Here is a 21,381-nt window from a genome sequence, read left to right on the forward strand (position 1 = left end):
TTGTGAAAAACGTACAACTCCGAAGCATTATTTAATGTGGAGGCGTTAAAATGAGTAATGGAAAACTTGTAGTTATACCGTTTAAGTGGAATGAACATACATGCTATATAGGTAAAGTGAAGTATAAACAGCTTGAGACAATAGTTGACATCCGATCAGATCTTTCAATGAATAGGAATATAGACGACAGAAGAGTAGATAAAATAAAACAATATATTCTAAATGATATTCCAGCGACTTTTTTCCCCCCTACTATTTTAAATAGCAAAGCAGAAATTATATTTACAGAACCTAGCTCATTAGAAGTTAAAAGAGGAATGTTTACTGTAATAGACGGACAACACAGGATAAAGGCTATAATATCTTTGATGAAAGATGTTGAAGGGCAACAAAAGGAATTACTTAATAGAATGGAACTTCCAATTTTCATAGTTGAAGGGATAGAAGATTATCAACATAGAGATCTTTTCTACATGATTAATGAAACACCTAAAAACGTTGAAAGTAATGTCTCAGAACGTTTTGCACCGAAACTTGAAAATTTGTTAGGCTTAAAGTTTTTTACTAAGAATAAGGACTTACTAGCTTCTATTGAGTGGAATAAAAAACAGTCAAGTGAAAAGATAGTATACCTACATATGACGGATTGTATAAGAGAATTAAATCTCACTATATATCCCCTCATGAAGGACTGGGTAGAAAATGAAAAGGAGTTAGTTTATTTAGATGAAGAATATTATCACATAATTGAGGTTTATTGGAATAAATATTTTGAATTAATGCATTCTCTCTCAGAAAATGACCAAGCTTTCTTCAGAAAGAAAATTACACTAAGAGCATTGGTTGAAAATTTAACAATAAAACTAAAAGAAAATGAAGAAAACATACATGAGAAATCAAATGAATTAGCTGAACTAATTGACGAATTAAAAATGATTATTGAGACTTCACTTGAAGAAATGATACAGGTTATGCCAATACCTTACGTTGGTTTAGAAACTGTTAGAAAAGATGTATATAAGTCCTTAAGAAATTATCTTTATTTAAACAATATTCTCAGCAAATATCAGGCTGAGATAATAGAAAACGAGGTAATTAGACAGATTTTAGAGAAAATATTTGATGCGTTTTATGATGATAGAAATTTACTAAGTTTATCTAACACAAATCAAACTACCGATGAAAATATTTTTGAAGAATATATTAAACAACTGTTATCTGAGGAAGAGAAACTAAAGAGTATTGATATAAATTCCATAAAAGAAATCGCAGCGGGAAAACAAACTATAATGGATGAAATTCTCAAACTCAATAGAGAGGAATGTTTATAGTGGATGTTAGAACAAAATATTTGTTGGATTATCCTAAATTTCAAACAAGTTTTATTGTTTCATGCAAACCAGGTCATAGTGAAATCACAATTTTAGATATTTATGAGAGCGGTGGATATCAAAATGAACTAGAAATAATGATTAGCCAAGAGGGGAGTATCTATTATCTTACTATTTACCCTAAAAAAGATAAGGAAAGAAAGTTTGATAATAACAAAAGAAGCTTTCTTGAGAAAATTAAAATAGTATGTGATTACATATCTATTGTGTATGACAATCAGACTATTGATTATATGAGAAAGATTTCTGAGAGTGTTTACGTATTAGAACGTGAATTTCGGACTCTGATTGAAATTATATTTTTAAAAGAGAAGGGAGTAAACTGGTATAAGCACTTATTTAAAAACACGGAAAGAGAAAAGAAAAGAACGATCAACAGAGATAAAATAGTGGAATTATTGAATAATCCTTTAGACGATTTGGACTTTGTCCATCTAAAAGATTTTGTAGAAGAAAGAATAAAATTCTCGAGTTCAAGTATCTCAGATAAATTGAACTCAATTGAGGGATTATTGTCTTCCAATGAAAACATTGTAGGGACTCGAAAAGATATCGATGAACTTTTATCAACTCTAAAAGAAATTAAAGAACTAACCTCAACACGGAATACGGAATTATCAGTATCAACCTTATATAAGCATATCACATCTGAGTTGGCAGACGAATGGGATGAACTCTATAATTTTCGAAATCCTTGGGCACATAACCATTGTTTAATGACGAAAAGTGATTTCGTGAAGTATGAGACCTTGGCTGTATCTGTTCTCAAAAAAATAAGAACTGAGATTACTTTGTTGAGTCTTCTTTACTCTAAGGAAGATTTTAGTATGTCAGGAGATAAAATAAGATTATCTATTTCGCGTTTCTCAAGTCTAGGGACTTCATTCTGTAGGATGAAATTGGAATTTAAAAGCAAAGATATACAGCAAATGTTGGAAGTAAGTGATGCTACGTATGTTGACTTTATTGAAATCCTGAGAATATTGACAGAATTCTCAGGATTTCAAAACCACAACTTTGACATTAAATATATACAAATGAATCCCTTTATTACCGGGAAAATAGAGGAATATGGAAGAGAACTGCTTGCTAATTCAGAATTAGAAAAGAAACTTGATGAAAATTTATTAGAACTCGAAGAACTTTTGAAAAAATATAATGGAAACTATAATTTAAGAAAATTAGAAGGTACAGCATTTACATTAAAAAAAGATGTTGATAAGTATCTAAAGCAGATATCCCATGAAATTACACAGCTAGGGGATAATCATCCACCTGAATAGTGAATTTGCTATTTGATTTCGTTAAATAAATCTAAATCTTTTTCACTCACATCACTACCTAAAGTAATCCTTATCGTCTGACGAACCTCTTCTAGCGTTTTCCCAGTGGCACTCAACACATGACTTGGTTTACTTGAACTACAAGCTGATCCGGAAGAAAGGGCGATGAAGTTAGAAAGTTTTTTCAGTAGCAACTCATTGTTCACACCTATGAATTGAAGACTAATTAATCCCGGAATTTTGTCGTGATCATCGCTATTGAAAATAATTTTATCTCTAAGATTATTCTTTAATATATCAACCAGATAGTTCTCCAATTGAGTTAGACGCTGAACGTTTTTTTCTAGACTAAGTGAAGCAATCTCAGCAGCTTTGCCTAGTCCAACAATGTTGTGAACAGCAAGAGTTCCACTCCGATAGTTATTTTCCTGTCCTCCTCCGTGTAGAAGAGGGGTTAGGCGGGTGAAAATCTCTTTCGACTGTTTCCGTATGATGGCGGCTCCGATTCCTTTGGGGCCGCCTATTTTATGAGCTGACAAGGAGAGGAATCGAATCCCTCGGTGTTTCCTCAAATCAACAGGTATTTTACCTATAACCTGAGTCGCATCAGTGTGGAAGAATAGATCATTAGTTGCAAAAAAATCGGAAATTTCGTCAATCGGATTCAATGATCCAATCTCATTATTTCCCCACATAAATGAAGTAAGAAGAGGCTGGATCTGAGTAACTGTTTCTTTAACATTATGAATATTCACTCTTGCAAAAGTATCGACATCAAGGAACTTCGTTTTGTACCCACGTTCACCGAGAAACTCTACTGTTTCGAGAACAGATGGGTGCTCGGCAGCAGAAGTTAACAAATATTTGGATGAGTTCTCTTTATGACCGTAGTAATCAGCTACTCCCTTAATAATCATATTGTTGCTCTCAGTAGCTCCGCTTGTGAAAACAACCTCGTCTGGGTCACATCCTAATAGTTGAGCGACTTGTTCACGTGCTGTGGCTACAGCTTTTTTAGCGTTCTCTGCCAGAGAATAAAACTTACTGGATGGATTACCGTATTCCTCTTGAAGATAGGGAAGCATTGCTTCTAAAACCTCAGGATGGATCTTAGTTGTGGCGCTATTATCCAGGTATAACATGTGATCACTACTTTCGTTAGATTAACAAATTACGAATGAATTTTTCGTAATTTCCTGCGCTTTTATACTCTGAAGCCAAAGCGCGTATGCCGCGTTCCAGATGAGCGTTAAAATAAGAAGGAAAGAATTCTTCATCTGTTAATTCGCGACCAGCGGCTTGTGTAACCATTGCACGAAAGGTGTAATCAAACTCTCCTGTAACTGTGCTCCGATTCAATACAAGACCATCTGTAAAATCCTTTGTAATAGGTGCAATTGGATTACTTGAATCATTATTTCTCAGAGATAGAGCAACTGCATACCGGATCAAAATGTTGGGAGTAATACCGGTTGAGGCATGAAGTTGCGTTAGCGTCTCTTTAGCATATTTAGATGTTTTTAATGTAAAGTTCATGAATTTTGTCCCGCCTCTCTAACGATATCGAAGTAGCGGTCTTTTACAATCACTGCGCTCTCGAGAGAGGAATTGTATTCTAACGTATAGCAACGAGCTGTAATCTCTTCGATTACATGAAACTGTTCTGACGTGATTTCAGAATCCGTTGTGAACATAAGGACTTGTTCTCCGCAGCGTGGGATGAAATGTTGAATAAGAGATTTTTTATGATCCTGGTCTAGTCTACCCATGAGGGTGTCGAACACAAATGGTAGTTTCCAGCCCGATACTCTAAACATAGCGAGTATAACCGTTAACATCAGCATTTCTTTCTCACCAGCAGATAGGCGCTCTTTTGATATTTCTTGATTCATTCGGTTATAGAGTTTTAATTCGAATGTGGTATGGTCAATATGAATTCGTTTGAGAAAATCTTTCTTACGGAAAAGCACGTCAATCATACGTACGGCTTCATTTGCAACGTCATCAAGCTTTTTACGCCATTGTCGTTCTCTAAAACGTTGACTAACTTTTAGTAATTTCTCAGTCATTTCATATGACTTTTCAGATTTATGATATTCTCGAATCTTGTCTTCTACTTTTTCTTTTTGCAGTATTTTAGCATGCAAGCTTTCAGACAAGGCTTGAATTTCAAACTCAATTTGTTCCATCATCATATTGTGTTGCTCAGCTTGTTTTGTTTTCTGTTCAATGCGTTCCAGAAGTTCTTTGAATTCGCTGGCTTGATCATTCGTTTCTAATTGAGTCCTTAATTCTTGAGATTCTTTTAACAAGATAGCATTTTCATCAAAACGGCTAACATATTCGGTTACATTAAGTGCTTGAATTTGTTTATTCAAATTATGAATCTCGCTACGCTGCTCAAACGATGCACGATGAATTAATTTGGTTTGATCGGGTTTTATTAAATTCAGTAGACCTTCAAATACAGATGTCACTTCACGTTCATCAACCTTTTTGCTTGGCCCAAGTACATTATTAAGAAGAGAAGCTAACTTTTCTTCTACTAGTGAGTTTGCAACATAATTGTATGACTCATATTGTTTTTCTCCATTTAACTGATGATATACTTGTCTGAGTTGTTTCCTTGCTATAAAGAAGGGAAGAAGAGATGAGACGAAATGTCGTACATGTTCTGAATTCGTTTTACGTTTGTTCTCAATGATGTTTACTCTAGAAACAATTTCTTGTCTTTTTTCCTGGAGTAAGCCACCGTGAATTTCGAAATCTTTTTTATCTTGTTTAATAGCGTCATTCAGATTGTTTATCTCTTCTTCATGCAGAACTGTAAGCTGTTGTTTTTCGTCGATTGTTGCTTTGAGTTGATCAATTTCCATCTCAAGTTGTTCATACTGAGCAACTTCTTCTGCTGCACTGGCATTTTGCTGAGCATATTGTATTCGGTATGTGTTCAGATCCTTTTCCAAATTTACGAATAGATCCAGATTAAATAGAATTTTACCTGACTCTTTCAAGTACTCTGGAATTTTTTCTTCAGAAACAATACGCGAAATATCCTCACCATCAAAAAGGCAAAGTTCAAATAGTTTTGGAGGCATTTCTTCACGTAAACGACTCTGGAAATCAGAAGTTTGTTGAGCAGATAAGAATTGATTATCACGTTTAACTGCAAAACTCTCACGAATACGTTCATTTTTTATGCGCCAGCTTCGTACTAATGAATATTCGTGTAATTCGAAATCTTCAGTAGAAATGTAGTCAAGAGTGATTTGAAATTCGTCAGTTACATTTTCATTAATCGCTTTGCGATTTAGCAGCGTTCTAATTTTACGAAAATAGGGTTCATTTTCCGTAACAAAACCATATGCCATGGAGCCAAATAAAACGATTCTTAAAGATTCTAGTATTGTCGTTTTACCAGCACCATTTTTCCCACCAAGTAGTATTACGTTACGGTTAGCCGTTGTACGGAAATCAAATTTATTGAGCTCTCCATGGTAAGCACCTATGTTTCGGAGAGCCAGTTTTTGAATGTGCATTGATTATTAATCCACCTTTATAAATGTAAGAAATCTTGTCTGAGTGTTTTATCAAATGCCTGGAATAGTCCTCTTCTTACTTTTACACCGGAGTATTCTTTCTCAACAGATATTAATTCTTTAAGAAGATTAAGGTTGACTCCTTCTTCTTGACAGAGAGATTCTAGATCGGTGACTTGGTCTTCTTTGAATACAGGACGATCATTTTGATGCCAATCGTAAGCTATACCTGTTTCTTCTTCGACGATCAGAGGAAGTCGATCTTCCCACTGTAGGTCGTCATGCCAATATTTCCGAATCGCCTTAAGCTCTTCAAATGTGATCAATTCAACGTTAGGGTCATGCATTTGGCGAATTTCTTCTTGAGTTTGTAATAATTTTCGAAGAATTTCTTCCCGAGCTTTCATTGTGAAAGGACCGACGCCAAAACGTTTAGGAAGAGCATCTGGATTTTCATCATCAACGATCAAAATATCCAATTCCTCCACAGATGCAAGGTTAATTTTATTTTCTTCAATATAATGCTTCATTTCAGATTTGTAGATTCTCGGGTGACTCAAATCATCAGGATCTATACCGCCTAAATTTGTTGTCAGATAGACTTCGCCATTCATACGATGTTTTTGTCTTTTCGTACGATCTTCACGTATTTGAACAAGGAAATTTCTAAAGTCATATAATGGACGTAACCAATCCACACCGTTATTAATAAATCCGCTCAACGCCTTATCTTCATTAACAACTGTACATGTCCAACACCCGAAACGACTATTTCCACAAGAACCTGCACTTTCTTTTATCTCTTTGTCTACTACGAGAGGGCATTCACTACTTGAATCTTGATAGAGCTGAAGCAGTTCATTATTATCATCGCCCCATGGTGACTCATACTGCAATAAAAATTCCCATACATCATCAAGAGTGTATGAGCGGATAGGAGCAAAGACAAATGCGTTTCGAAGTGTAGAGTGACGCATTAAATTTGAACCTTCTATAGTATGAGATTGCATTACTCCTGCTCTTGTCGAACTTTCGGAATCTCGAACTCCTAGTAGCATAACCACTTCACCAAACTGATCTACTTTATCAAGAATGAAACGGTTAGCAGGCTCGATTTTCAAACGATCCGTACACCATCTGAACTTTTGACGAGGAGTAGGATAACCTTTTCCAATAATAGATGCCCAAAAGGTCTGCTCAACTTTTGGACGTACCTTGTGCGTTTCAATAGGTAAACCTACAGCGAGTGCTTTATTTTGTATGCGTCCAAGGGTTCGCGTTATTTTGTCTATAATTAAAGGAGTTTCTACTTGAGTATCTGATGAAATGACGTACACTTTTTTCTTCAGAAGAGAAGGTTCTAGCTCGGATAAGGCTTGAAAGACTAGCTGTACAACTGCCGTTGAGTCTTTTCCCCCACTGAAACCTACGACCCAAGGCTTCTCATCTGCTAAATAGACTTCTTTGACTAGTTCTTTGGCTTCAACGAACTTGCTTCCAGTATTAAATATGTTAAACATCAGTAGATGTACCTTCTTTTATTTTATTTTCAATTTTCTGCTCGGCTTCTGTTAAGGGGAGCCCTAGTTTGAATTTTATGAGATTTGCAGTCAATTGAATGGTCTCATTTGTCTTGTTAATACGTCCGGTTTGTCCATAAGCACGGCCTAACCAATCCGCTTTATTATCGCGACTCCAGTCGATTTTGGATAGTTCTTTTACGTACAATTCCCATTGATCTGCATGATAACGATAAAGATAGTGGCCGACTATACCAATAGCTTCGAGAAATACACCATGCGCTACAACCGAACCAATACGAAGATCTCTTGGCGAGGTTCGCTTATTGAGTACATCTTGCCATTCTAATATAGAAACACAAAGAAGAGCCCAGAACTCAGACACAAATTTTTTCTCGGGTTCTGAGATTAACTCACCTTTACGCTTGCCTAACAGTTTACAGATCGTATTGAAAATGTGATTCAGAGCGAACAATTTAGGAGAATTTTTGGACAACGACACTTTCTCACGATCCGTATATCGCTCCAATAAAGGAATCTCATTGATTAAACTTTTAGTGATCAAAGATAGTTGATCACGGTGATCGTATAGAATTCCGATTGAAGATGTGGTATTCACTGCATGACGATTCAAATCCGAAAACATTTGCTGAGAGCGCAGAAGTCCAAGATCATGAAAGAATACTACGGATATCGTTTCGTCGCCAAGTTCAGGCGAAATTTTGAGAGCTTCTTCAATAGCTGCGCGTCTATGTTGACCGTCATTAATGAGAAATTGGGCGTCTAAAGAAATATTCAAATAACCAAGATCCTTAAACTCTTCCGATTGTGGCTGGAAAATTAACTCGCCGTTTACTGATGCAGTTAATGAAGAAAAAATATAATCTTTAGGATTCTCAAGAATATAGTTCGTAATATCCGGAATTCTTGATTTATTCATTAAACGCTGTGCACGGTGGTCGGCTGGAATTTCCTCCTCATCAAAGAGGAATATCCTAGGTATTAACTTCAATGGGCACATTACTGTATAAAATTCTCTTCCAGCTTGAATCCCGCGAATCGCAGGAAAACTATAACTAAAGTTCATGGACATCCTCCTATTTTACGTACGTAATATCGTAGAATGTATATTGATTTTATCGTAAGACGAACAAATGTTCAATGTTTAAATTACATAATAAAGTAAAGAAAGTACGTAATTACGTGAATAAATGATGAATAAATAATGAAAAAAAGAATAACATCCCGGTCGTGTAAGAGCGGGATGTTATTCTTTTTTTTAGTTTTTATTATAAGTTTCGAAGATCTCAGTAATGATATTAAGCACCATTAAAATGTGCTTAGGCTCATGGGTTCTTAAAAGAGAAATGATCTTAGTAATATTGGCATCATCATGTGAGAGATCTTCACGCTCCTTAACGTATGTAAACAGTTCATATACACCGACATCTAAAGCGGCAGCAATCTTTTCAAGATTTTTCAATGATATATTTCGTTCTGCTCGTTCAATAAAACCGATGTAACTTGGATTAAACCCCGCATTTTCAGCTAATGCTTCTTGAGACAGATCTCTAGACTTCCTTAGATCTCTTATTCTCGCGCCCACTAATTCTAAAAGTTCGGACATATGAACACCTCTCTTTAATTAGAAGTGTAGAGAAAGAATCATCGTTAATTAATCGATAGATAATAAGTTATTTGTATTTAAAACTACTATGTAGTAATATTTTGTTTGTATCTTGCCCAAAAGTTAAAAATAACATGCAGAGTGCTCAAGTGTAGTGTGGATTCTAAACTAATATGTTGAGGAGTTGATTACCTTGAATCATGCTTACTCCTACAAGAATCGGCAAAATAATGAATTTGAATATCAACGACTTTCCCAGTATCACATCAAACTTGCTACCATTATGCGTAATCACAATCAGTTCAAAGCTTGTCTGATTCTTTGCGAGTGGGCTCTAGCCTCCATGATCAAGGCGTTATATATCCATAAGTATCATTCAGCGCATCCACCCAAGGAACTCACCATGAATGAAATCTTGCCTTTAGTGCATACGGACACTGAACCCGGATTGGATATCGCTTTGTTCATCGGCACGATGCAACATATGTCATCTTTTGAGGAACGCCAAGTGGATCAATATTTAGACCTTGATAACATCGAAAAGCTCCTTCAACGAACGGAAGACATTTTGGAGGAGTTAGCCACTCGATTGAATGATAATTCATCAAAGTTTTTCTGATATAAGGCGTGCCATGATGATCTGGAGGTTCCTTTCACAGGAATGGGACTGGAGAATTATAAGTACTGAAAAATATTCAATTGAAGAAAGGGGAAATCAGGATAATGGGTGGATGCATTTGCAACAAACTTCTGCTAACATTGTAAAATCCTAATTCTAACGGCGGAGAATACTATGAGTACAATTAAAGTGACACCAGAGCAACTGCTGCATGTATCCAGACAGATCGAGCAGGGTAGGCAGCAGTTGGAGGTTATACGTAATGACCTGACTGCACGGATCGGATTTATCCAGTCTCAGTGGGCGGGAGCAACGCAGGAACGGTTTTTCTATGATTTTCAGCAGTCACGTCCTGTACTGGATCGAGCACTGGGAAGTATGGTGAAGTCCTCCCAGGATCTAATGGCGATTGCCGAAAGATTCGAACAAGCGGATCAGGAACAGGTGAGCTTGGGAGCCGTTGCTGGACAGATTGCTGCCCATACAATGATGAACCATAATACAGGTAACACAGAAGAACAAAGACGAATGGTATATAATCCTTTGTTTGGAGTTAACATGCCTGCCAGTGAAGCAGAGGATGGGATGCCAGGACAAAAAGAGTTTGTTAAGTATTGGGAAAATGGTGGCACTTATGAAGAAATGAGAGCTGGACCGAAGCAACCGGAGTCTGGTGGTGGGGATATATATGATGAACAGATCAGCGCATTTAAGGAAGGTCATCATCCTGTAACTGGAGAATCCATACCTGCATGGCAAGCAGCAGTTTCTATAGGAGGTTTACAGACTGCTAAGCTCGTGTTGGCTTTTACAGGAACGTATAATAAGGGTTATAAGGTTCCGAAAGAAGGATTAGGATTCCCAAAAGGTTTGATCGGTGGAAGAATTACAGTAAGTAATGAAAGAATTCACCATGCTTCACTTGGAGATTTCAATTCTAAAAATAGATTGATCAATGGCGGTCACGGTCAAGATAATATTAATTACTTAAAAATAAGATCGCATTTAACATTACTAAAGAATATGAAAACGGTGTACGGGTTGGTAATATACCTAATCACAAAAATAAAGCAAAGCGAAGTGGAGAGGGCCAAGCTTGGTTCCCTAAGGAGTGGACATCGGAAGATATCAAAAAATCAGGTGAGCATGTAGCAAATCTGCCTGAGAATAGAGTTAAGGGTGACGGTGAATGGATGTTTGGAAACTATAATAACGTTAGAGTAGGAGTGATCAAGAACGATGGACAGATCGGAACGATTACTCCAGATAACTCAAGACAACCGTGAGGAGAGCGAACCATGGTAGACTACAGTGAAAAAGTTATCTCATTAGTAAAGAAGAGAAAAGATTTACATCCCGACGATCCAGCTATTCAAACGATATGGAATGAGATGGTAGACATTCTAAAAGAGAATGAGCAGAGTGCCATATCATTTCTAAATCAATGTGTAGAAAAAGATTTATATTGGCTCAGTGAGATATTTGAAGATCTATCTTCTGAATTCCAAAGTCGAGCATTTATAGATTGTCTTCTTCAATTGCAAAAGAAGTATCCTGATCTGGATATGGAGCAAGACATAGAATATGCGATCCAATCAATGGAGGATTAAAAATAAGATCATTGAAAGTAATCAGGAAAACATAGTTTTCAACAAATGAATAAACGGACTCTCAAGTGGGTGGCATGGTGTCAAAAAGTATTTATATGAAGAACAAAGAAGAGGTGCTTGCACCGGAACTTATGGCGTATACCTTGGCCAAATTAGGTTCGTATGAATGGAATAGAACAGAGATGTATAATCCGAATCGGATATATGAGAAACCTGCGGGTTTTTATTTTAGATTCCACAACGCTGATCGGGTTTACGAGCAATTAAAGAATTGTATTCAACACTTTAAGGGCAACCTTGAGTGGATGATCTATGTAAGTCCTATAACCAAAAATCAAAATTATGTCATTGAGCCAGCGGATATGCATCATGCTAAACAAACTGAGGCATATCAGGTGAATTTGGAACTTGAGGAAGTGCTTCAAGATTCATATAAAGAAATCTGTGAGCAAGCGATTTGAGACATCCCATTGTTATGTAACCATATTGAGCAATGGTTTGGGTTGGAACATAAGCAACTACATCCGCCTATAATACCGAATTAATGTGATATGAAGTTACCTGATGTAATGATGTAAGAGGGGTTGTACTGTGGAAAGTTTAGAAATTATTTTGATTGATTTTGATAAAAATAAATTGGATCAATTCATTAAAAATGATTTGAACATTCAGTTGGATCAGATCAAAAGTTCTCACTTTTATGATAACCGTAGTGAAAACGATATTGAATTTCAGCAAATAGAGAGCCTTGAAGAGATTCTTTCTCCTAAGGGAACGGGGAATATACTATTGTCTCAGCTTAACCTGGGTCATACCTTTAACGACGTGATGATTGTATTTTCATTCGATGAGGAATCTGGAGATACTGTAATTAATTTTCCTGAAGAGGAGTTGTTCAGTGGAGAAAATTCAGAGACAACGTTAAAAGCTCAGAAGTTAATAGAGTATATTCTTGATATTAAGAAGAAGTATGCAATTGAGAAGGTTAGAGTCGGTTATGGACCAGCTATGGATGATGACACTTGCTTGGTCGAGATTGATATAGAAATGATGGATACGAATGTTATTGTCTCAAAACTGTTGGTTTAGAATCCTTCTGAACCAGAGTCTAATGCAGAACAATTTGATATTAATAATGGCAGAACGCCCATTTCAACTCGAATACGAGTAGTCTTGGGCTATTTTTATCTCCTCATTCCACCCCAACTACTTTACAAAATCAACCCATCCTTTCACATAGCAACTTGTATAATGGCAACAAGGGAGATTCTGGATCGAAGCTGGGAGACTTCAAGAGCAGAAAGGATGTTATACCACATGCCTACATATAACAAATTGGTGAGGGACAAGATTCCGCATATTATCACATCCAGCGGTAAGGAAAGCCGCACACGCATTCTGGACCCGGAGGAGTATAAGCAAGAGTTAAGAACGAAGCTGCAAGAAGATCGGATGAGTTTGTAAAAGCAGCAAGCGATCAGGAAGCGCTGGAAGAATTGGCAGACATGCTCGAAGTGATTCGGGCGCTGGCGGAGCTGCATGGTGCGAATGCGGCCCAGCTGGATAAGCTTCGAGCAGACAAAGCCGAGGAGCGTGGTGGATTCCAGGAACGGGTGTATCTGATCGATGTCGACGAAGCTTAACGTTAAACTCATTACAGATAACTTGGCAGACGAACTCATTTCCCGGATGCAGCATGCGTCCGGGATTTATATTATGACGTCCTTTATAATGCAGTCTGGTGTGAAGCTACTTGCGCCGCATTTAAAGCGGGCGGCGGAGCGTGGGGCAGAAGTACGGATGCTCGCGGAGACTATCTGTATATCACGCAGCCAGAAGGACTACGGGCGCTCTGTGAGGTTAATCCACGAATCGAGACACGTCTGTGGCGAAGTATGGGGGACTTCTTTTCACTCGAAAGCGTATCTGTTCGATGCCGATTGTATAAAAACCATAATAGCTTCATACAAAAACCTCAAAAATCTCTCATCACCAAACTGATCAAAATAACCCGCATAGCGACGATCCGTCGTATAGGCTTCTGCAATACACCTCAGAATCTCAGCATCACAGACCATAAACTGCTCCAGACAACTTTTCCATTCACCCACTAACGCTTGCACCTCACCAGAAGCAGGGGGCAGGTCCTGATGATTCGCCAACTCCCGAAATACCTGCTCCATATTGATCGAGAACTGCTGGTAGGCTTGTTCTTGCTCTTCCGCAGACAGCTGGCTCACATTCGCTTCGAATTCCTGATATTTCTCGGTATTTCCGTAGATGAACTTCGCCTCGGATTCGTATTGCTCTTGAATGGACAGAATGGATGAGTCGTCAAACAGATTAAGATGAGAGATATCCGTCCCATCCACATACTCGTCCAACTGGTCGATGATGGTTTCGAGCTTTTGTTTGCGTTGAACGAGTGTACTGCGGTGCTCTCTTAGGATATCTTTTTGTTTGTCTTTCGAAAGCTGCATCATGGCTGCAATTTCTGTTAAGGAGAAATTCATTTCTTTGAACAACAGAATCATTTGCAGATTCCCCAGTGCCTCTTGATCGTAATACCGATAGCCATTGTCCTCGACTTTGCTAGGTTTCAAGAGATCCGTTTTATCGTAATAGTGTAATGCGCGTTTGGTGATGCCTGTGATCTGAATAATATCTTTAACGGTGAAATAGGGTGTCTTCATTCCAAAAGTCCTTTGTTTCAGCAAGGATGACACTTGCCGGAGTGATGGTTGCTTCAGTGATTGGTGTACCTGTTTTGTTCAGATAATATTGGATTAGGTGATAACCGCAGGCATAGCCAGCCGCATAGGGCATACCTACGGGCGTGAAGTTTTGCATTGTGGCAAGTTCATCGCCGTATAGATACGGATTAATCTGGTCAAAACCGGTGACATGCAGCTGATCTTTCATTTGCGGCTTGATTACGTTGTTCAAAGTCTCCATATCCGTTTTGGCTACCCAAGGGCCTAGCCACTCTGCTCCATACAGGGACGTCGCAAAGCTCTCAGCCAACCCCTCGCTAACAACCATTTCCCCAAGTGTAATCTGTGGATTCCACTGGATATATTGGTACCTCACATTATGATTGCATTCATGGGCTAACACGGATTGCATACGAGGTAGAGTATATCTATTCGGGATTAGGTTCGCAATAATGTAACCTGGGATTCCACCGTCTCCGCTGATACCTTCGTTCATGGTCAGTGAAGGGCTATTCTTATCGCCCAATAAAATCGTATATAGATATTCGGAGACCGATAGCTCAATCCCGTGCTCTATAAAGGTGGATAGACTCGTATGAACAGCTTCATGACACTGTTGCCAAAATGCTTCAGACGAGATCGCAGCTAACGATTCGTTAATCTCAGATGTGATATCTGCGGGAGCGATGTTCAACAAATTATTCATCATGATCACGTCGAAGCCATTAGGCTCTTGAGATTGAAACGGGATCTGTTGAATGTTCCATTTGTTCATAAAAGGACTCATCATTCGCTCGCGGTATAACTCCAATTTTTCATCGGGTGCAGCCTGGATGATCTCCTCATAGATTTGATCTGAACGTAACGCGGTAATCTTCATACCTGATCTCTCCTTTTTATTCGCTTGAGATCATTATCAAGTATGACCTAACGTAACAGTCAAGCGTTGATGTTGCGCTGCTGGTTCTCTGAATGACTCTTCATCTTCATGGTAAATACCAGCGCAGACAGGATATAGATTAGGCTTAACAAGAGATAAGGGAGTTGCAGCGAGAATACACGATCGAACGTCGTTTCACTAACCCGCACCAATAATCCGCCGAGAAGCGTACCAATAGCACTAATGCCAAAGGACAGAAAGCGAAACACACTTCCAACCCGGCCGAGCATCTCATTAGGAACGGAACGCTGCAGGATGGAGGAACGGGTAACATTGTAGACGATGATGAAAAATGCAGCACAGAAATACAGGCCACCTACCAAGTACGCATTAGTAGTAAGACCAACCACACCGTAGATGATTCCCATGCACAGAATGGAGGAGATAATTAATTGTTTTGTACTCCATTTCTTGCGCATATATGCAACAGCCTGGCTTCCTACAATGCTGCCGATCGTTGCGATGGAGATGAGTATACCGAATGCAAAAGCATCCAACTGAAGCACGTCTCGTACAAAGAAGATCTGAGTAGACAGAATGATGGAATACATCAGCGTAATGGTGACAGACAGAATGGCTAATCCGCGGAGAAAACGATCATGATAGACATATTGAATACCGGACCACATCTCGCGTTTCCAATTATTCATCGGGCGAACTTCCTTCCTGGTTGTTTCGGTATCCCCCGGGTAAAAGTTTCCCTTCATACTGATTAAAAAGAGCAGAGCAATAACAGCCGTTACGGCGTCTATGGCAAAAGGAAAAACAATATGCAGGGTGATGATGAACCCTCCCAGCGCAACGCCCAGAATATCACTTGTGATTAACTGTCCAGCGGTGAACTGCCCATTCGCTTTCTCCAACTTACTCTCATCTACCAGTTGAGGGATGGCCGTCTGCACCGTACTGTCGAATACGACCCGGCTAAGCCCGATCCCGAACATGAACAGAGCCAGAATCGGAATGCTCACCCATCCTCCCCAGATACATAACGTCAGAGCAAGCAGAAGAATCATTCGTGTAAAACCAGCCCCAATCAGCATATGTTTGCGTGAGTACCGGTCGATGAGAACACCCACGGGCAGACTGAAGAGAAGCCATGGTAAACGAAGTGCCGTCATGGTGACAGAGGCATACAGCGTATCGCTTGTAAGTGTTGAAATGAGCCAGGGAACGGCAGCTAGCGTAAGTCCATCACCCAAAAATGTAAGCGAAAATGCACCGAATAGCTTGTTATAGTTCGACTTAATTTTCATCGTTCCCTCCACCAATAAGATGTAAAGCATAGCTATAATAAGATTGGGAAATAATGTGTTTTCACTTAATAACAATGTAAGTTATTGCAAAATGGATTTCAATCCTATTTTTACATTAAATAACTTCACAAAACGCTTACAAACTTTCAATTCTACCCTACCTTTTCCGCTGTGAAGCTGAGATAATGGGAGAGGAATAAAGCATGAAACAGATGCGATAACGATGTTCACCAACAGCCCAAAAATAAAAGCTGCACATCCATAGGAGGATTATTAATGACGACACAACCATTGAATCTGATCCAATCCACGGAGGGCCAAGCGTTACTTGCCCAAATGTATGGAGAATCACAAGTAGCGGAACAGACTGCACGTTACACGAAGTTGAACGCCACGTTCGAAGAGTACTTTGGCGCACAAGAAGGAAGCAAACTGTTCAGCGCGTCAGGACGCAGTGAGATTGGCGGCAATCACACGGATCATAACCATGGGAAAGTGCTGGCGGGCAGCATCACGCTGGATACGATTGCAGTGGCAGCACCAACTGCGGAGTCGGTTATTACCTTTTACTCAGAAGGCTATGACAAGAAATATGTAATCGATCTCACGGACCTCACGCCAAATACGGAAGACGATGGCACAACAGCATTGATTCGCGGTATGGCTGCGGGATTTGGAGAATTCGGATATAAAGTAGGTGGCTTTCAGGCGTACCTGTCAAGTAACGTGTTCTCGGCATCTGGGGTGAGTTCCTCGGCGTCATTCGAGATGCTGATCTGTACGATTTTGAATCACTTCTATAATGATGGAACAATGGATGTTGTGACTTTGGCCAAAATCGGTCAGTATGCAGAGAACCATTATTGGAATAAACCTTCCGGTCTGCTGGATCAGATGGCTTGTGCATATGGCGGACTGATTGCCATTGATTTTGAAAATCCTGCACAGCCAGTTATCGAGCCAGTTCAGTGGGATTTCCAACAGAATGGTTATTCATTGGTTATTGTGAATACAGGTGGCAACCACGCCGATCTGACGGAAGATTACGCGGCTGTGCCCAATGAGATGAGAGCGATTGCTCAGGCGCTGGGCAGTGAGTATGTTCGGGAAATTACGGCAGACGCAATCTACGCCAATCTCAAGAAGGTTCGTGAAGCGGCTGGGGATCGTGCCGTGCTGCGCGCGCTTCATTTCCTGGAGGAAAATAATCGTGTCGATGGTGAGGTTCAGGCGTTGCGAGATGGACGTTTTGCTGATTTCCTGAAACTGATTACCGCATCCGGTAACTCGTCATGGAAGTGGCTGCAGAATGTATATCAGAGTGGTGCTGTGAAGGAGCAAGAGATTGGCATCGCGCTGGCACTGACCGAGAATTATCTGCAAAACCTGGGTGACGGCGCTTGTCGTATTCATGGTGGTGGATTCGCAGGGGTTATTCTTACAATTCTTCCAAACGAAAAAGTGGAAGAGTATATGTCCTGGATGCACGACATGTTGGACACGCCAATTATTGTTGTTAATGTGCGTGCACAGGGTGCAGTATGTCTGAATGCATTAATCGCTAACGCAGGCTAAAAGCACTCAGATAAATAGTTCTAACATGATTCTACGAAGTCCGGGCTAAGCTCGGGCTTTTTGGCCTGTTCATTTTTTGAAAAACTTCAAACTTTTAAGGTCTGTAATGTGTTATTTAAGTAGTGGTTTAGTTAGGTTGGTAGTGACTAGAATACAGGCGTATTGATGATGGTTCGATTAGGTGAGAGGCTGTATCTCAATAATGTTCTCATGGGAGGAAGGATCAGATGATTACACCTACAGTGGCTGCGCAGGAAGAGACTCAATTATACGAGGAGTTGCGGCGTGCGATCGATGAATTCGAAGAGGGTGAGCAGCGGAAAATCGTTCTCAATCGGATGATTAAACAGCTAAGGTTCGCCAAGTGGCGCAAAGATCGAATGCGTAAGATCGATGCATACTGCCAAAGAATCAAGCCCGCGACACTTTGGATCATATTAGCTACAGGAGCACTTGCGCCGGTTTTGTTATTTAGCATGTTCATCTGGGTGTCGTTGTGGGTGGAATGAAGCTCTAGCGAAGGGTTATAACATTATGATATTAATAAAAAGAACCGCTAATCATCGGATAGTAACATTCCGACTATAACGATTCTCTGAACTATTTTAGATTAGTGGGACATTTGTTTAGATTTACTGTCTAAAGATTGCACTTGTCCCTGGATATACTGGTGGTAATCACGGAAGCTGCTGATGTGATGTAAAGAATCGGAATTTTCAGACTGGATCTTAATTTTACCGTCCTGAGGCAATTTTTTCATCTCAGCAATGACCGATTTGGAACCTTGGATATCACCTGACATCTCCTGAATTCGCTGTAATAATACGGGATGTCCTTCATGCTGGAGCATTTCAGCGAGCGGTCTCATCTCCTCCAGCTTTTGGCTCGACCGTTCAAGCATGGTCATCACTTTGCCTCCATCTGTACTTGCACTAAGCGAAACCATCCGGTGGATATGATCTTTCTCCATACGCTCAAGCGCCTCAAGATGGGAAGCTTCCAGTCGTTTGGGATCGCTCCAACTCTCCGAGCGAACGGTGTCATTCTGTTGCTGGGAAGCATTATTCGCAGTGCCATTACCACAGCCCCATAACAGAGTTGAGCAGGTTAACACGGCTCCAACGGCGATGATACTTTTTAACCTCATGCTGTCACTCCTTCGATAATTTTCCTGAAGGTAGTATGAGCTATAATATCCAAAATCATGCTTCTTCTCTTCATTTCATTCTCAGTATGTAATTGAATAACCTTTTAAAATCGAGAGTACATATCTTCGCAAATTTTTGTAGCCTGTATTTTCACGTGAAATTGCAACGGTAAGTAGCGAGGTGAAAAATAATGAATCTTTATACTAATAACATCTGGCGCTGGACCATCAACCTTCTTTATCCTGCCATCATCTTTGTCTTTCAGAGCTGGGGACCAATATTGGATTCTTGGACAGGTCCCATTTTGTTTGTCGCGCTGTTCTGCTTTCTATGGAGTGATGTAAAAGACATGTTCCTCTCAACGGGACTGACATGGTTTATTGCCATCCCGTGTTGGTGGTATTGGATTGAGCGCCCGGAACCATCATTCGGTGCGGAGAATTTTGCCGCACATTTGTGGTTAATTGTACTGATGTATATTGTCTTCGTGCTCATTCCTCAGACATTAATCCTGACTACTCGGTTGCGGGTAATGGATTATTATAAGAAGGATGGTGAGAAGTGAAAGTTAATTGAGAGTAGGAGGACGTTGCGCGCTTTTTTTTATAAAATGAACGCATGGGAGAGAGTTCGATTTTCGAGCAAAGGTATAAGAAGTAAAGAAAGAAGTTTTTTGTACATCATGATTTTCACCTTAATATATGGTCTGACATTACTGATCTGGCCGTTGATCGCATTTGCCATGGGAATGTCGCTCGCTGCACCCACTCCTTCTGAGTATCAGGTTGCAAGTCGTCTGCAGGGAGACATACTAATGTCATACCCACTCTGTGTTATTGGGGCTTTGGTTTCGGGATGGGTTTCTTATCATGAGAAAAGATACATTTTTCCTTATTGGATCATGCAGTTGCCATTGTTATGGATCGTTGCATGGATGCTGGTAGATTACCTTGGGTCAGCACTATCTGACATACCATTTCTACGATAATTAATTGTTTATACAGATTCAAATGTAAGGAGATATTATTCTATGCCCAAGACACGCAACCGTAAACGGCTAACGTACGTGTTGTTCTTGTTCCTCGCTCTGTTTTTGATACGCTCTTGTGGTCCGCAGGACATCGATACCATCTTAAGTGAAAAAGGTATTTTCCCAGAACAGGTGAAGCTTATTACAACTTTTGAACCGCGAACACAAGTGGTTTTATATCAAGATCTCACTACGAATAACCTGACTCCTGCTTTGATCCAGCAAAAGATGTGGTTCTCCGAACTAACCAAAATAGGCGGTGGTCTGCATGATAATCCGGCCGAGCCGCTTTCTTCTCAGATATCAGGATACCAGAAGTCTAAAGGCAAAATGATCTATATTATATACGGTTATCTCTACGATGCTGACATTACCCAGATACATATTCGTTACGAACCAGATCGGGCATCTGCACAGTTGGAAGCGGCGATCGTTGAATCTTCTTCCGATCAATCTAGCCGCAGGTTGTGGTATGCGGTAACCCAGCAGCCGATTCATGAGATGATATGGGATATCAAAGGGTTGGACAACAAAGGTCACATCATCTATTCATCTCTCGATAGCGAGGCTTAGGAGGTAAAATATGAATTACCTAAAAAGGATCAACAAGCCTTACCTCATTTTCCTCATCTGGAACGTACTCATGATCGGTGCTGTACGTGGATTAACCTTCCAGCATGAGCCGGGTAGAGGGGTATCTGGTAACGGTAACCTGGGCCTTCTGGTGTTAGCTCCATCTCTTCTGACCTTTCTCATTCTCTGTATCTGGACGACAAATTTGTCCAAATGGTGGTTATATGATCAGCGTCAGCGCTGGGGAGGGAAGATACATGCCTGTGTACCCTTTGCAGCTCTCTTGCTGTGTGTGTTGTCTGTCGCTTGGGAGCTACACACCATCAATAACCTACGCCTCCAGCTCAATGGATTTACGAATGATCCGGATTCGGCCGTGTACCGTTTTGGTTGGCTGAACCAGTACACGAACACCTTGTTTTATAACGTTCCGATTCTACTGTTTGGTCTGTCATTCTCCATATTTATAAGCTGGCTGATGGAATGGAAACTTCGCAGTCCTAGGTCCACCTAATCCGAACTGCAAACGAAATATATCCTTCATCAACACAAACAC

24 protein-coding genes and 1 pseudogene are annotated in these 21,381 nt (G+C 39.8%); 15 read left to right on the forward strand and 10 right to left on the reverse strand.

Annotated elements, in window-relative coordinates:
* Positions 1-50 precede the first annotated feature (50 nt).
* The gene (locus IFU39_RS11505) at positions 51-1,331 is read left to right on the forward strand and encodes a DNA sulfur modification protein DndB (RefSeq protein ID WP_192132703.1); all 1,281 of its coding nucleotides are present in this window, start codon (positions 51-53) and stop codon (positions 1,329-1,331) included.
* Positions 1,322-2,674, forward strand: a complete 1,353-nt coding sequence (locus tag IFU39_RS11510) for a hypothetical protein (RefSeq protein ID WP_206759556.1) — start codon at positions 1,322-1,324, stop codon at positions 2,672-2,674. The genes IFU39_RS11505 and IFU39_RS11510 overlap by 10 nt, the downstream gene beginning before the upstream one ends.
* An 8-nt stretch (positions 2,675-2,682) precedes the next feature.
* Here IFU39_RS11510 and IFU39_RS11515 read toward each other — a convergent pair whose 3' ends face one another.
* The 6 genes from IFU39_RS11515 to IFU39_RS11540 form a co-directional block, all read right to left on the reverse strand.
* Complete coding sequence (locus IFU39_RS11515) at positions 2,683-3,816, reverse strand: cysteine desulfurase family protein (protein ID WP_192132707.1); 1,134 nt, start codon at positions 3,814-3,816, stop codon at positions 2,683-2,685.
* A gap of 16 nt (positions 3,817-3,832) precedes the next feature.
* Positions 3,833-4,210, reverse strand: a complete 378-nt coding sequence (locus tag IFU39_RS11520; RefSeq protein WP_192132710.1) for a DndE family protein — start codon at positions 4,208-4,210, stop codon at positions 3,833-3,835.
* Complete coding sequence (dndD, locus tag IFU39_RS11525) at positions 4,207-6,213, reverse strand: DNA sulfur modification protein DndD (RefSeq protein WP_192132712.1); 2,007 nt, start codon at positions 6,211-6,213, stop codon at positions 4,207-4,209. Before dndD ends, IFU39_RS11520 begins: the two co-directional genes overlap by 4 nt.
* A gap of 17 nt (positions 6,214-6,230) precedes the next feature.
* The gene (gene dndC, locus IFU39_RS11530) at positions 6,231-7,733 is read right to left on the reverse strand and encodes a DNA phosphorothioation system sulfurtransferase DndC (protein ID WP_192132714.1); all 1,503 of its coding nucleotides are present in this window, start codon (positions 7,731-7,733) and stop codon (positions 6,231-6,233) included.
* Complete coding sequence (dndB, locus tag IFU39_RS11535) at positions 7,726-8,826, reverse strand: DNA sulfur modification protein DndB (RefSeq protein WP_192132716.1); 1,101 nt, start codon at positions 8,824-8,826, stop codon at positions 7,726-7,728. The genes dndC and dndB overlap by 8 nt, the downstream gene beginning before the upstream one ends.
* Positions 8,827-9,012: 186 nt before the next feature.
* Positions 9,013-9,360, reverse strand: a complete 348-nt coding sequence (locus IFU39_RS11540) for a helix-turn-helix domain-containing protein (protein ID WP_192132718.1) — start codon at positions 9,358-9,360, stop codon at positions 9,013-9,015.
* A gap of 193 nt (positions 9,361-9,553) precedes the next feature.
* On the opposite strand from IFU39_RS11540, the gene IFU39_RS11545 reads away from it, so the two are divergent.
* The 7 genes and pseudogenes from IFU39_RS11545 (at position 9,554) to IFU39_RS11575 (ending at position 13,232) form a co-directional block, all read left to right on the forward strand.
* The gene (locus IFU39_RS11545) at positions 9,554-9,979 is read left to right on the forward strand and encodes a hypothetical protein (protein ID WP_192132720.1); all 426 of its coding nucleotides are present in this window, start codon (positions 9,554-9,556) and stop codon (positions 9,977-9,979) included.
* Positions 9,980-10,153: 174 nt separating this feature from the next.
* Positions 10,154-11,131 carry a WXG100 family type VII secretion target gene (locus tag IFU39_RS32905; RefSeq protein ID WP_244660958.1) on the forward strand — a complete coding sequence of 326 codons (978 nt, stop codon included), beginning with the start codon at positions 10,154-10,156 and terminating at the stop codon, positions 11,129-11,131.
* Positions 11,029-11,265, forward strand: coding sequence for an EndoU domain-containing protein (locus IFU39_RS32910; protein WP_342345666.1), 237 nt, complete (start codon positions 11,029-11,031; stop codon positions 11,263-11,265). Before IFU39_RS32905 ends, IFU39_RS32910 begins: the two co-directional genes overlap by 103 nt.
* Positions 11,266-11,277: 12 nt before the next feature.
* On the forward strand, positions 11,278-11,589 hold the full coding sequence (locus IFU39_RS11560) for a hypothetical protein (protein WP_192132722.1): 312 nt from the start codon (positions 11,278-11,280) through the stop codon (positions 11,587-11,589).
* Between the two features lie 95 nt (positions 11,590-11,684).
* Positions 11,685-12,050, forward strand: a complete 366-nt coding sequence (locus IFU39_RS11565) for a hypothetical protein (protein WP_192132724.1) — start codon at positions 11,685-11,687, stop codon at positions 12,048-12,050.
* Between the two features lie 130 nt (positions 12,051-12,180).
* Positions 12,181-12,678, forward strand: coding sequence for a hypothetical protein (locus tag IFU39_RS11570; protein WP_192132726.1), 498 nt, complete (start codon positions 12,181-12,183; stop codon positions 12,676-12,678).
* A gap of 228 nt (positions 12,679-12,906) precedes the next feature.
* Positions 12,907-13,232 (forward strand): annotated as a pseudogene (locus IFU39_RS11575) (nucleoside triphosphate pyrophosphohydrolase).
* A gap of 267 nt (positions 13,233-13,499) precedes the next feature.
* On the opposite strand, the gene IFU39_RS11580 reads toward IFU39_RS11575, so the two are convergent.
* Genes IFU39_RS11580 through IFU39_RS11590 form a run of 3 tightly spaced genes read right to left on the reverse strand, consistent with a single transcriptional unit; the run spans position 13,500 to position 16,499 of the window.
* Positions 13,500-14,282, reverse strand: coding sequence for a MerR family transcriptional regulator (locus IFU39_RS11580; protein WP_192132728.1), 783 nt, complete (start codon positions 14,280-14,282; stop codon positions 13,500-13,502).
* Positions 14,257-15,183: a DUF2268 domain-containing protein gene (locus tag IFU39_RS11585; RefSeq protein ID WP_192132730.1), complete on the reverse strand. Its 927-nt coding sequence runs from the start codon at positions 15,181-15,183 to the stop codon at positions 14,257-14,259. The genes IFU39_RS11580 and IFU39_RS11585 overlap by 26 nt, the downstream gene beginning before the upstream one ends.
* 59 nt (positions 15,184-15,242) lie before the next feature.
* The gene (locus tag IFU39_RS11590) at positions 15,243-16,499 is read right to left on the reverse strand and encodes an MFS transporter (protein WP_192132732.1); all 1,257 of its coding nucleotides are present in this window, start codon (positions 16,497-16,499) and stop codon (positions 15,243-15,245) included.
* A gap of 276 nt (positions 16,500-16,775) precedes the next feature.
* On the opposite strand from IFU39_RS11590, the gene IFU39_RS11595 reads away from it, so the two are divergent.
* Positions 16,776-18,074, forward strand: a complete 1,299-nt coding sequence (locus IFU39_RS11595; protein ID WP_192132734.1) for a galactokinase — start codon at positions 16,776-16,778, stop codon at positions 18,072-18,074.
* A gap of 227 nt (positions 18,075-18,301) precedes the next feature.
* Entirely contained in the window at positions 18,302-18,583 is a 282-nt protein-coding gene (locus tag IFU39_RS11600; RefSeq protein WP_192132736.1) for a hypothetical protein, read from the forward strand.
* Positions 18,584-18,684: 101 nt separating this feature from the next.
* Here IFU39_RS11600 and IFU39_RS11605 read toward each other — a convergent pair whose 3' ends face one another.
* Complete coding sequence (locus IFU39_RS11605; protein ID WP_192132738.1) at positions 18,685-19,221, reverse strand: hypothetical protein; 537 nt, start codon at positions 19,219-19,221, stop codon at positions 18,685-18,687.
* Positions 19,222-19,412: 191 nt separating this feature from the next.
* Between IFU39_RS11605 and IFU39_RS11610 the strand changes: the two genes are divergently transcribed.
* The 4 genes from IFU39_RS11610 to IFU39_RS11625 all read left to right on the forward strand — a co-directional run bounded on the left by IFU39_RS11610 (position 19,413) and on the right by IFU39_RS11625 (position 21,339).
* Positions 19,413-19,787 (forward strand): hypothetical protein, encoded by a 375-nt coding sequence (locus tag IFU39_RS11610; protein WP_192132740.1) that lies wholly within the window; start codon positions 19,413-19,415, stop codon positions 19,785-19,787.
* A 117-nt stretch (positions 19,788-19,904) separates the two neighbouring features.
* Positions 19,905-20,210 (forward strand): hypothetical protein, encoded by a 306-nt coding sequence (locus IFU39_RS11615; RefSeq protein WP_192132742.1) that lies wholly within the window; start codon positions 19,905-19,907, stop codon positions 20,208-20,210.
* Between the two features lie 42 nt (positions 20,211-20,252).
* Positions 20,253-20,825 carry a hypothetical protein gene (locus IFU39_RS11620; protein ID WP_192132744.1) on the forward strand — a complete coding sequence of 191 codons (573 nt, stop codon included), beginning with the start codon at positions 20,253-20,255 and terminating at the stop codon, positions 20,823-20,825.
* A gap of 10 nt (positions 20,826-20,835) precedes the next feature.
* On the forward strand, positions 20,836-21,339 hold the full coding sequence (locus IFU39_RS11625; protein ID WP_192132746.1) for a hypothetical protein: 504 nt from the start codon (positions 20,836-20,838) through the stop codon (positions 21,337-21,339).
* Positions 21,340-21,381: the final 42 nt, after the last annotated feature.

The organism is Paenibacillus sp. CFBP 13594 (assembly GCF_014842675.1).
Taxonomy (GTDB): Bacteria; Bacillota; Bacilli; order Paenibacillales; family Paenibacillaceae; genus Paenibacillus; species Paenibacillus amylolyticus_B.

Excerpts from the sequence above, each read along its gene's own strand:
- IFU39_RS11505 (WP_192132703.1), top strand. The coding sequence starts at position 51 with ATGAGTAATGGAAAACTTGTAGTTATACCGTTTAAGTGGAATGAACAT.
- IFU39_RS11510 (WP_206759556.1), top strand. The coding sequence starts at position 1,322 with ATGTTTATAGTGGATGTTAGAACAAAATATTTGTTGGATTATCCTAAA.
- IFU39_RS11515 (WP_192132707.1), bottom strand. The coding sequence starts at position 3,816 with ATGTTATACCTGGATAATAGCGCCACAACTAAGATCCATCCTGAGGTT.
- IFU39_RS11520 (WP_192132710.1), bottom strand. The coding sequence starts at position 4,210 with ATGAACTTTACATTAAAAACATCTAAATATGCTAAAGAGACGCTAACG.
- dndD (WP_192132712.1), bottom strand. The coding sequence starts at position 6,213 with ATGCACATTCAAAAACTGGCTCTCCGAAACATAGGTGCTTACCATGGA.
- dndC (WP_192132714.1), bottom strand. The coding sequence starts at position 7,733 with ATGTTTAACATATTTAATACTGGAAGCAAGTTCGTTGAAGCCAAAGAA.
- dndB (WP_192132716.1), bottom strand. The coding sequence starts at position 8,826 with ATGTCCATGAACTTTAGTTATAGTTTTCCTGCGATTCGCGGGATTCAA.
- IFU39_RS11540 (WP_192132718.1), bottom strand. The coding sequence starts at position 9,360 with ATGTCCGAACTTTTAGAATTAGTGGGCGCGAGAATAAGAGATCTAAGG.
- IFU39_RS32905 (WP_244660958.1), top strand. The coding sequence starts at position 10,154 with ATGAGTACAATTAAAGTGACACCAGAGCAACTGCTGCATGTATCCAGA.
- IFU39_RS11560 (WP_192132722.1), top strand. The coding sequence starts at position 11,278 with ATGGTAGACTACAGTGAAAAAGTTATCTCATTAGTAAAGAAGAGAAAA.
- IFU39_RS11565 (WP_192132724.1), top strand. The coding sequence starts at position 11,685 with ATGAAGAACAAAGAAGAGGTGCTTGCACCGGAACTTATGGCGTATACC.
- IFU39_RS11580 (WP_192132728.1), bottom strand. The coding sequence starts at position 14,282 with ATGAAGACACCCTATTTCACCGTTAAAGATATTATTCAGATCACAGGC.
- IFU39_RS11585 (WP_192132730.1), bottom strand. The coding sequence starts at position 15,183 with ATGAAGATTACCGCGTTACGTTCAGATCAAATCTATGAGGAGATCATC.
- IFU39_RS11590 (WP_192132732.1), bottom strand. The coding sequence starts at position 16,499 with ATGAAAATTAAGTCGAACTATAACAAGCTATTCGGTGCATTTTCGCTT.
- IFU39_RS11595 (WP_192132734.1), top strand. The coding sequence starts at position 16,776 with ATGACGACACAACCATTGAATCTGATCCAATCCACGGAGGGCCAAGCG.
- IFU39_RS11600 (WP_192132736.1), top strand. The coding sequence starts at position 18,302 with ATGATTACACCTACAGTGGCTGCGCAGGAAGAGACTCAATTATACGAG.
- IFU39_RS11605 (WP_192132738.1), bottom strand. The coding sequence starts at position 19,221 with ATGAGGTTAAAAAGTATCATCGCCGTTGGAGCCGTGTTAACCTGCTCA.
- IFU39_RS11610 (WP_192132740.1), top strand. The coding sequence starts at position 19,413 with ATGAATCTTTATACTAATAACATCTGGCGCTGGACCATCAACCTTCTT.
- IFU39_RS11615 (WP_192132742.1), top strand. The coding sequence starts at position 19,905 with ATGATTTTCACCTTAATATATGGTCTGACATTACTGATCTGGCCGTTG.
- IFU39_RS11620 (WP_192132744.1), top strand. The coding sequence starts at position 20,253 with ATGCCCAAGACACGCAACCGTAAACGGCTAACGTACGTGTTGTTCTTG.
- IFU39_RS11625 (WP_192132746.1), top strand. The coding sequence starts at position 20,836 with ATGAATTACCTAAAAAGGATCAACAAGCCTTACCTCATTTTCCTCATC.